Annotated in this window: 7 protein-coding genes; 4 read left to right on the forward strand and 3 right to left on the reverse strand. The window is 69.0% G+C overall.

The features are described from left to right. The first annotated feature begins 37 nt into the window (after positions 1 to 37). Positions 38 to 1540, forward strand: a complete 1503-nt coding sequence (locus tag VKV57_06545) for a leucyl aminopeptidase (protein HLW59573.1) — start codon at positions 38 to 40, stop codon at positions 1538 to 1540. Here VKV57_06545 and VKV57_06550 read toward each other — a convergent pair. The 3 genes from VKV57_06550 to VKV57_06560 are packed head-to-tail and all read right to left on the reverse strand — an operon-like array spanning position 1537 to position 6020. Continuing rightward, a complete protein-coding gene (locus VKV57_06550; GenBank protein HLW59574.1) occupies positions 1537 to 2709 on the reverse strand; it encodes an FAD-dependent oxidoreductase in 1173 nt (390 codons plus the stop codon). The two genes, VKV57_06545 and VKV57_06550, sit on opposite strands and share 4 nt — an antisense overlap. Positions 2710 to 2718: 9 nt before the next feature. After that, positions 2719 to 3612 (reverse strand): xanthine dehydrogenase family protein subunit M, encoded by an 894-nt coding sequence (locus VKV57_06555; GenBank protein ID HLW59575.1) that lies wholly within the window; start codon positions 3610 to 3612, stop codon positions 2719 to 2721. After that, positions 3609 to 6020: a xanthine dehydrogenase family protein molybdopterin-binding subunit gene (locus VKV57_06560; protein HLW59576.1), complete on the reverse strand. Its 2412-nt coding sequence runs from the start codon at positions 6018 to 6020 to the stop codon at positions 3609 to 3611. Before VKV57_06560 ends, VKV57_06555 begins: the two co-directional genes overlap by 4 nt. A 139-nt stretch (positions 6021 to 6159) precedes the next feature. Between VKV57_06560 and VKV57_06565 the strand changes: the two genes are divergently transcribed. The 3 genes from VKV57_06565 to VKV57_06575 form a co-directional block, all read left to right on the forward strand. Further along, positions 6160 to 6849 (forward strand): cyclase family protein, encoded by a 690-nt coding sequence (locus VKV57_06565; GenBank protein HLW59577.1) that lies wholly within the window; start codon positions 6160 to 6162, stop codon positions 6847 to 6849. Positions 6850 to 6880: 31 nt separating this feature from the next. After that, the gene (locus tag VKV57_06570; protein HLW59578.1) at positions 6881 to 7738 is read left to right on the forward strand and encodes a carbon-nitrogen hydrolase family protein; all 858 of its coding nucleotides are present in this window, start codon (positions 6881 to 6883) and stop codon (positions 7736 to 7738) included. A 75-nt stretch (positions 7739 to 7813) separates the two neighbouring features. Then, positions 7814 to 8316: LLM class flavin-dependent oxidoreductase (locus VKV57_06575; GenBank protein HLW59579.1), on the forward strand; the 503-nt coding region annotated here is incomplete at its 3' end.

Consider the following 8316-nt stretch of genomic DNA (forward strand, 5'->3'; position numbering starts at 1 on the left):
GACGCGATCGCAACGGGGGAGGTGACGGAGGTTGGTCGTGCGATTCGAGCTGACGACGAGCCCGCTCCAGACCGTTCGCTGCGACCTGGCCGCGCTTCCCGTGTCCGCGCCGGGATCCCTCGGCGGCCACGCGGCGGTCTTTGACCGGGGGTCGGGGGGGCGGCTGCAGGCGTTCGCCACGGACGAGGGGTTTACGGGAGCGCGCGGGCAGACGGTCCTCGTCCAGTCGCCCGAGGCACCGGCTCGTCGGATTCTCTTGGTCGGGACGGGCGATGCCGGCACGACGGAGGATCTCAGACAGTACGCGGCGGTCGTGGTGCGGCGAGCCCGCGACCTTCGCTGCGGTCGTGTGCTGCTGCTCACCGCGTCGGACCCGGCGGCATCGGGCCCGGCCCCGGACGAACGCGTGCGCGCCGTTGCGGAGGGGGCAGGGCTCGGGGTGTATCGCTTCGATCGGTATCGCTCGGAGGCGGGGGAGCCCTTCCCCGCGGAGATCGCGATCTGTTGCGGCGAGGACCGTGGCGGAGCCCTCAGCAGGGCGTTGGAGGTGGGCGAGATCACGGTCCGCGCGGTGTCGCAGGCGCGAGATCTTGTCAACGAACCGCCAAACGTGCTGACGCCGACTGCGCTTGCGATCGTGGCGCAGGAGATCGCCGACCGTGACGGGCTCGACTGCAAGGTTCTTGATCTCGATGAGGCGCGGGCCCTTGGGATGGGCCTGTTCGCCGCGGTGGCCGCCGGGAGCAACGAGCCGCCTCGGTTCATCGTGCTCGAGTACCGTCCGGAGGCGCAGCGAGCATCGGGCGCTCCCGTCCCGATGGTCGCGCTCGTGGGCAAGGGCATTACGTTTGATAGCGGCGGTCTGGCCATCAAGTCGCCGGACAAGATGTGGCGGCAGAAGGCGGACATGGGTGGGGCCGCGGCCATCGTGGCGGCGATCGGAGCGTTGCGAGCGCTCGCGGCACCGGTCCGCGTGCTCGGCGTGATCGCGGCCGCGGAGAACATGATCAGCGGATCGGCGACGCGACCGGGAGACATCGTCCGCAGTCTCTCCGGCAAGACGGTGGAAATCCTCAACACTGACGGCGAAGGCCGCCTGGTGCTCGCCGACGGGCTCAGCTACGCAGCCCGCGCGCGACCCGACGTGATCATCGATGTCGCGACATTGACCGCTGCGGCGGCGGCAGCGCTCGGCTCCCGGACCGCCGCCTTGATGGGAACCGACCAGCCGCTGATCGATCGGCTGCTTCGGGCGGCGGAGCTGGGCGGCGAGCAACTGTGGCAGCTTCCCCTCTACGACGAGTTTCGCGACGCGATGCGCGGGGATCTTGCGGATCTGAAGAACACCTCTTTTGGATCCGACGGCGGTGGCGCCGAGAAAGCGGCGGCGTTCCTCCAGCAGTTTGTCGGGGCGACCCCGTGGGCCCACGTGGACATCGGGAGGGCCGCGTTCACGGTCGAGCCGGATGCCCTGCCGTACCTCTCTTCCGGCGGAACCGGGTATGGGGTGCGCACGCTCTTGCGGTACCTTGCGGCCTAATGTGTCTCCCAGTCCCCCGGCGCGAGGCCGTTACGTTCGGACTCCCGTTGCGCAAATCGTGACAGCCGATAGGGCTCCATCGATACCGTTGCACAGATTCCGGTCGCAATGTACTCGGCGATCATATTGCCCGCGGCCGGGGCGTGCATAAAGCCCTGGCTGAACCCCGCGGCGACGATGTAGCCGGGCGGGCCGGCCGGTCCCAGTACGGGATGGCGGTCGGGCGTCTCCTGCGTCAGTCCCGCATACGTTTGGACGAGCCTGGCGGACTGGAACGACGGAAACCGTCGTACGATCAGTTCGGCGACCGGGACGAATGCCTCCGGATCGATGGTGGTCTCGTAGGTGGTCGTGGGCTGTTCGCCTCCGATCCCCACCAGATACTTGTCCCCCTCGGGCCGGACGAATAACGTCGAGTCCATGTCGATGATACAGGGGATCGATGCCGGCGGGTCAGCGGTTTGTACGATCCACTGGTGTCGACGGTACATCGAGATGGGGATCTCAACGCCGACCATCCGGCTCACGAGGGGTGCCCACACCCCGGCCGCGTTGACCACCGTGGGGGCTTCGACCGCGCCCCTGGATGTCTCGAGACCCCGGACCCGTCCGTTCCCGAGGCGCACGCCAAGCACGTCACAGTCCTCGATGATCGTCGCGCCCAGCCTGAGCGCACCCGCGCGGAACGCGCGAACCGCTTCGTAGGGGCCAGCGTATCCGTCGTTCGCGCAGTAGAGTCCGGCGCGCACGTCGTCCGCGCTCAAGGTCGGCACGAGCCGTCGGACCTCATCGGGGCTCAGGATGGCGGACGGCACACCCCACCGCTGCTGCAGGCGCCAGGCTCCTTCGAGGGTCTCATGGTGAGTGGGTGACCGCGCGGTCAACAGGTAGCCGACGCGGTGCCAGTCGATGTTCGTTCCCGTCTCTTCTTCCACACGCTCCCAGAGCCGCACGCTTTCTACGGCGAGACGCAGTGCGGGCTCGGTTGAAAACAATCGGCGAATCCCGCCGGACGACTTCGCCGTCGATCCTTCGCCGACATGGTTGCGCTCGATCACCGCTGCGCGAACCCCCAACCGTCCGAGGTGGTAGGCGATGCTGAGGCCGATGATGCCGCCGCCCACGATGGCCACCTCGGCGGTCTTCGGCGGCCCGGCAGCGTGCGGCATGACGCGTCCTTAGGTGCGGGGCGGCGTGCGGCCGAGGCCCTCGAAGGCTTGGTGAAGCGCGCGCTCGACGACGACCCCGATGAGCGCACGCCGATATTCGGCGGAGGCGTGCAAGTCGCCGTCCACGTCGCAGGCCGAGATCGCAAGGCGCGCGGCGTCTTCCAGCAGGCGGTCCGAGGGGCGCTGTCCCGCGAGCGCGCGCTCCGCTTCCCGCGCGCGCACGGGTGTGGGACCCCCGCCGGCGACGGCGATCGCCGCGTCCCGGATCGTGCCGGTGTCGTCCCCGTGCACGATCGCGCCCGCGGCGGCCAGCGCGAAGTCGCCAGCCCGCCGGCTGAACTCCTCGAACCCCCAGGCGGTGTGTGCATCGCGCAGGGTCGAGAAGCGCGCCTCCACGAGGATCTCGTCCGCCTCGAGCGCCGTGGTCAGATAGGAAACGAAGAACTCGCCGGCGCCGATCCACCGTTCACCTCGGCCACTGGCCGTGCGCACGCGGCCGTCGAGTAGCACAAGAAGGAGGGGCAGTTCCGCGGCGGGGTCCGCGTGCGCCAGGCTGCCTCCGACCGTGCCCCGGTTGCGGATCGCCCGGTGCCCAATGTGTTTCAGCGCCGCGACGAGCAGCGGACACTCGGCGACCACGAGCGGCGATCGTTCGGCGTCAGTCTGCCGCACCATCGCCCCGATCGCGAGTTCGCCCGTGCCGGGGTCTCGACCGAGGCCGTCCAGCCCGGGCACCGCGTTGAGATCGACGAGCGCGGCTGGGTGGGCGAGCCGGAAGTTGAGGAGGGGGACGAGACTCTGGCCCCCGGCGAGCACCTTGCCGTCGGGGCCGTAGCTGGCCAGGGCCTCGAGCGCCTCGGGTACCGAGCGGGGAGCGAGATAGGCAAACGGTGGCGGTTTCACCCGCGCGTGCCTGCCCTGGGACCGGCTTCCGCCGCGTGCGCGAGCCGCCACATGCGCTCCGGGGTGAACGGAAGCGTGTACACCTCCGCCGTACCTCCGAGCGCATCGACGACGGCGTTGCCGACGGCGGCCGGCGCGCCGATGATCGCCCCCTCGCCGCAGCCCTTCACCCCGCCAACGGTGAGGGGGGACGGGGACTCGGTGTGGAGCACCTCGATCCGGCACACCTCGTTCATCGTGGGCACAAGGAAGTCCATGAAGTTGGGGTTGAGGCACTGCCCCTGCTCGTCGTAGACGACTTCCTCCAGCAGCACTTTGCCAATGCCCTGGGCGACCCCGCCCCGAATCTGCCCCTCGACGATCGTGGGGTTGATCAACCGTCCGGCGTCTGCGACGACGACGTAGCGCAACAAGGTCAACTTGCCGGTTTTCGGGTCGAGCTCGACCGCCACGGCGTGCACCTCGTGGGATGACACGCCGTAGGCGGGTGGATCGTAAAAGGCGACGGCTTCGAGCCCCGGTTCGAACCCCGGGGGCACGGTGCCCTCCCGGCGATGGGCGATCCACGCCAGCCGCTTGATCGTGACGCTCCGTGTCGAATCGACGAGGGAGTAGACGGCCCCCGGCCGCATCGCGACGTTGTCGCGGGGCTCGTCGAGCAGGTGGGCGCCGAGGAGCAGGAGCAGTTCCCGGATCTTGCGCGCGGCGAGGATGATCGCGCCGCCGCTGGACACGGCGGTGCGGCTGCCCGTCGACCCCATGCCGTAGGGGGACAGCTCGGTATCGTTGTGCCGCACCGTCACGTCTTCGGGGGTCAGGCCGAGCTCGTCCGCGGCGAGCTGAGCGAGCGTGGTCTCGTGCCCCTGCCCGCTCCCAGCGGCGCTCGTGTACACGGTCGCCCGGCCGTGCACGTCAACGCGGACCTTCGCGCCATCGTAGCCGGCGATCGAGTACAGCTTGCGCGGCAAGCGCTTGACGGTGCCGGTCGCGCATTCCTCGGCGAAGCACGCGACGCCGACCCCGACCAAGCGTCCCTGGGCGCGCCAGCCGGCCTGGCGGGCTTTGAATTCGCGGTAGCCGAGTGTGTCGACCGCGAGCTCGAGCGCCTCGCGATAGTTGCCGCTGTCCCGCTCGAGACCGGTGATCGTCCGGTAGGGCATATCCTCGAGACCGAGGAGATTGCGCAGGCGCAGCTCGATCGGATCCATCCCGAGGCGCGCCGCCAGCATGTTGACGAGCCGCTCCAACGCGAAATTCGCGGGCGGGCGGGCGACCCCCCGGTACGGCCCGTGCGGGCAGGTCGTGGTGACCGCAGCCCGCGCCCGATACCGGTAGTGGGAGAATTTGTAGGGACCGACGATGCACGAGGCGCAGTTGAGGAGTTCGTTGAGCGGAGTGTCGGGGAAGGTCGCGTACGCGCCGCCGTTCACGATGATATCCGATTCCAGCGTCAGGAACCGGCCGTGACGGTCCGCGCTGAGGCGGAGCCAGATGCGCTCCTCCTGCCCGTGGGTACTGGCCAGGAAGTTCTCGCGCCGATCCTCCAGCCACTTGATGGGCCGGTGGAGCTCCCGCGCGAGCGCGGCGATGACGACCTGCTCGGCGTCGAGGGAGGCTTTGTTGCCAAATCCGCCGCCGACATCCGGGCTCAGCACGTGGATCAGGTCCTCCGGCATGTGCAGGCACCCGGCGAGGCCGTAGCGGACGACGTGGGGGATCTGCGTGCTGGTCCAGAGCGTCAGCCGCCCCGTGCCTGCGTCGTAGTTGGCCAGCGCACCCCGGCACTCCAGCGGCACGGCGGCGCTGCGCTGGGTGTGAAACGTGGCCTCGACGACGGCCGCGGCCTCCGCTTTTATCTCATCGACCTCGCCGTACTCCTGCCGCTCGTCAGCGTAGAGATTGCCGGGCACCGTGTCGTGAATCGGGGCTGCGGCAGGGTCGAGCGCCTGGTCGATGGTCGCCAGCGGCGCCAGCGGCTCGTAGTCGACCTCGACCCGCCCGGCCGCGTCCTCGGCGAGATAGCGATTATCGGCGACCACGGCCACCACCGGCTCGCCGACGAATCGCACCGTCCCGACGGCGAGCACGGGGTAGTCGGACTCGCGATACGTGCTCGCGCCGAAGGGCGCGCGAATCGGGGCCACCCGCGTATGGATCTGCGGCCCGGTGTAGGCGGCCACCACGCCTTGAGCGGCTAGGGCCGCGGTGAGCTCGATCGTGCGGATGCGCGCGTGCGCGTGGGGGCTCCGGACGAAGGCGACGTGGAGCGTGCGGGGAAAATCCACGTCGCCCAGGTACCGCGCGGCGCCTGTGACGAGGCGCGCGTCCTCCTTCCGGCGCAGTCGCTGGCCGACATACGCGGCGGCAGGAGCGTCGACCGTCGGGGAGGGGGGCTTGGCCGTATCCACATCATGCAGTATGGCATCGTTGACCGCGGGGCTCAATGTGCAGGATGCCCAGTCGTACGTCGGGGATACTGTGTGCCCCAGCTATTGCTCGGTCCGACGGCGCCGTTGCATACTCAGGAAGCGGTACGGGAGGGCAGGCATGGCTAAGGTGAAGACCGTCCGTCGGATCGTCGACCTCAGCCACCGCGTGACCAGCGGGATGCGCGGCTATCCGGGGATCCCGGCGCCGTCGATCACGGCGTTTCTGACGCACGAGGCCTCCCGCGCGCGCTACGACGGGCAGTGCGAGCTGACCTTCTCGCACGTAGACATCGTCGCCGGCACGGGGACGTACCTAGACTCCCCCTACCACCGCGATTCGGCGCTGCCCGACTTCGCCACGCTCCCGCTCTCAGCGGCCGCCGATCTCCCGGGGGTGGTGCTCGACGTCCGCGCGCGGCCCGGGCGGGCGATTCGGCCGGAGGAACTGGGGGTGGGGGCATGGGCCGGGTGCGCGGTCCTGCTGCGCACGGGGATGGAGGAGTGCTGGGAGACGGACCAGTATTGGGACAATAGTCCCTTCCTGCTCGCCGAGACGGCTCGGGCGCTGCTGGAGCGGGGCGCCGCACTGGTGGGGGTCGATTTCTTGAACGTGGATGATGTGACCAATCCGCGCCGGCCCGCGCACACGCTGCTACTGCGTGCGGGCGTGCCCATCGTCGAGAATCTGTGTCGCGTGGCCGCGCTGCCGCCGCGCGGCTTCCGCCTGCACGCGGCGCCGCCCCCGCTGGTGGGGGTCGCGTCGTTTCCGATTCGGGCCTACGCCGTGGTGGAAGAGGCATCGGGGTGAAGGGACCAACGTGCCGGGGGGGAGCGTACCGATGTCGCGGATAGTCCGCATCGCGGCCGGCCAGCTCGGCCCGTCGGGGAGCAAGCGCGAGAACGCCGAGCGCATGTGCGCCCTGCTCGACCAAGCCGGTCGTGCCCGAGTGCAGCTCGTCGGGTTTCCCGAGCTGAGCCTGACCCCGTATTTCTGCACCGAGAACACGCGGGAGTACGAACACTACTTTGAACCGCTGGAGAATCCGTATCTGGGTCAGATCCTCGGTCGTGCGAAGGAACTCGGGATCGCCGTCATCGTGCCGTTCGGCGAGGTGGACGGCATCAAGTTTTTCAACTCCTCGGTGATCGTGAATCAGGCGGGCACGGTCGTCGGCCGGTACCGGAAGATTCATCTTCCAGGAGCATTTCCGCTGCCGGGGCGCGGGGCGCTCGTGTTCGAGAAGCTCTACTTCACCCCGGGAGATTGCGGGTACCCGGTGATGGATCTCGGGTTCGCCAAGGTCGGCGTGCAGATCTGCTACGAGCGGAACTTTCCAGAAGGCTACCGCATCCTGGCGCTCGGGGGCGCGGAGATCGTCTACACCCCCACCAACCTGATGCGGATCGGCGCGGTCTGGACGCCGGAGACCTGGGAGCTGGTGCTCCGCGCCCGAGCCTACGAGAACGGTTGCTTCGTGGTCGGCGTCAACAAGAGCGGCCACGAGGGCGCGCTGGACTACGTGGGCGACTCCCTCGTTGCCAGCCCCAAAGACGGCTCCGTCATCGCGAGGAGCGCCGCCGAAGGGGACGATCTTCTGGTGGTGGAGATCGATCTGGATGACGTGACCGAGGCGCGCAAGCGGCTGCCGTTCATGCGCGACCGTCAGCCGTTGACCTACGACGCCCTCACGCGATGAGCGGTCAACGCCCGAGGTGAGCGCGGGGTCGCGCGGATCGGCGCGGCAGACAGATCCCGAAGGAGTTTCATCGTGATGGGAACCGAGCATGTGAAGTTCGGCGTCCGGCTGCTCGACGATCTCGGCGGCGTCCGTGACCTGGTGGCGCTCGGCCAGTTGGCCGAGCAGCTGGGGTTCGACAGCCTCTGGTGCCCGAACGGTCTGTTCCGCTTGAACTCGTGGGTACTGGACGCGGCCCTCGCCCAGGCAACGTCCCGGATTGGACTGTTCGCCGGCACCAACGTCTACACCACCGATCCGGCCGAGATCGCGACGTTCCTCGCGACCCTCGATGACATCGCCCAGGGACGGGCAAGCGTGTCCATCGGGTTGCACAACACCGACACCATCACGTGGGTCGGGATGCACGGGAGCGACGTTCTGCAGCGGGTGCGGGAAGCAACCGACATCGTCCGGCGGTTGCTGCGCGGCGAGGTGGTGGCGTACGGCGGGCAGGTCTACCGGTGGACCGAGAAGGCGTACCTGCGCGTCAAGCCGTACCGGGCTGACGTGCCGATTCTGATCTGCCCGGTGGGGGA

The sequence above is a fragment of the bacterium genome, assembly GCA_035307765.1.
Lineage (GTDB): Bacteria > Sysuimicrobiota > Sysuimicrobiia > Sysuimicrobiales > Segetimicrobiaceae > Segetimicrobium.

Bases quoted from the DNA above. Each gene is read 5' to 3' on its own strand.
- VKV57_06550 (HLW59574.1), bottom strand. From the start codon at position 2,709: ATGCCGCACGCTGCCGGGCCGCCGAAGACCGCCGAGGTGGCCATCGTG.
- VKV57_06565 (HLW59577.1), top strand. From the start codon at position 6,160: ATGGCTAAGGTGAAGACCGTCCGTCGGATCGTCGACCTCAGCCACCGC.
- VKV57_06570 (HLW59578.1), top strand. From the start codon at position 6,881: ATGTCGCGGATAGTCCGCATCGCGGCCGGCCAGCTCGGCCCGTCGGGG.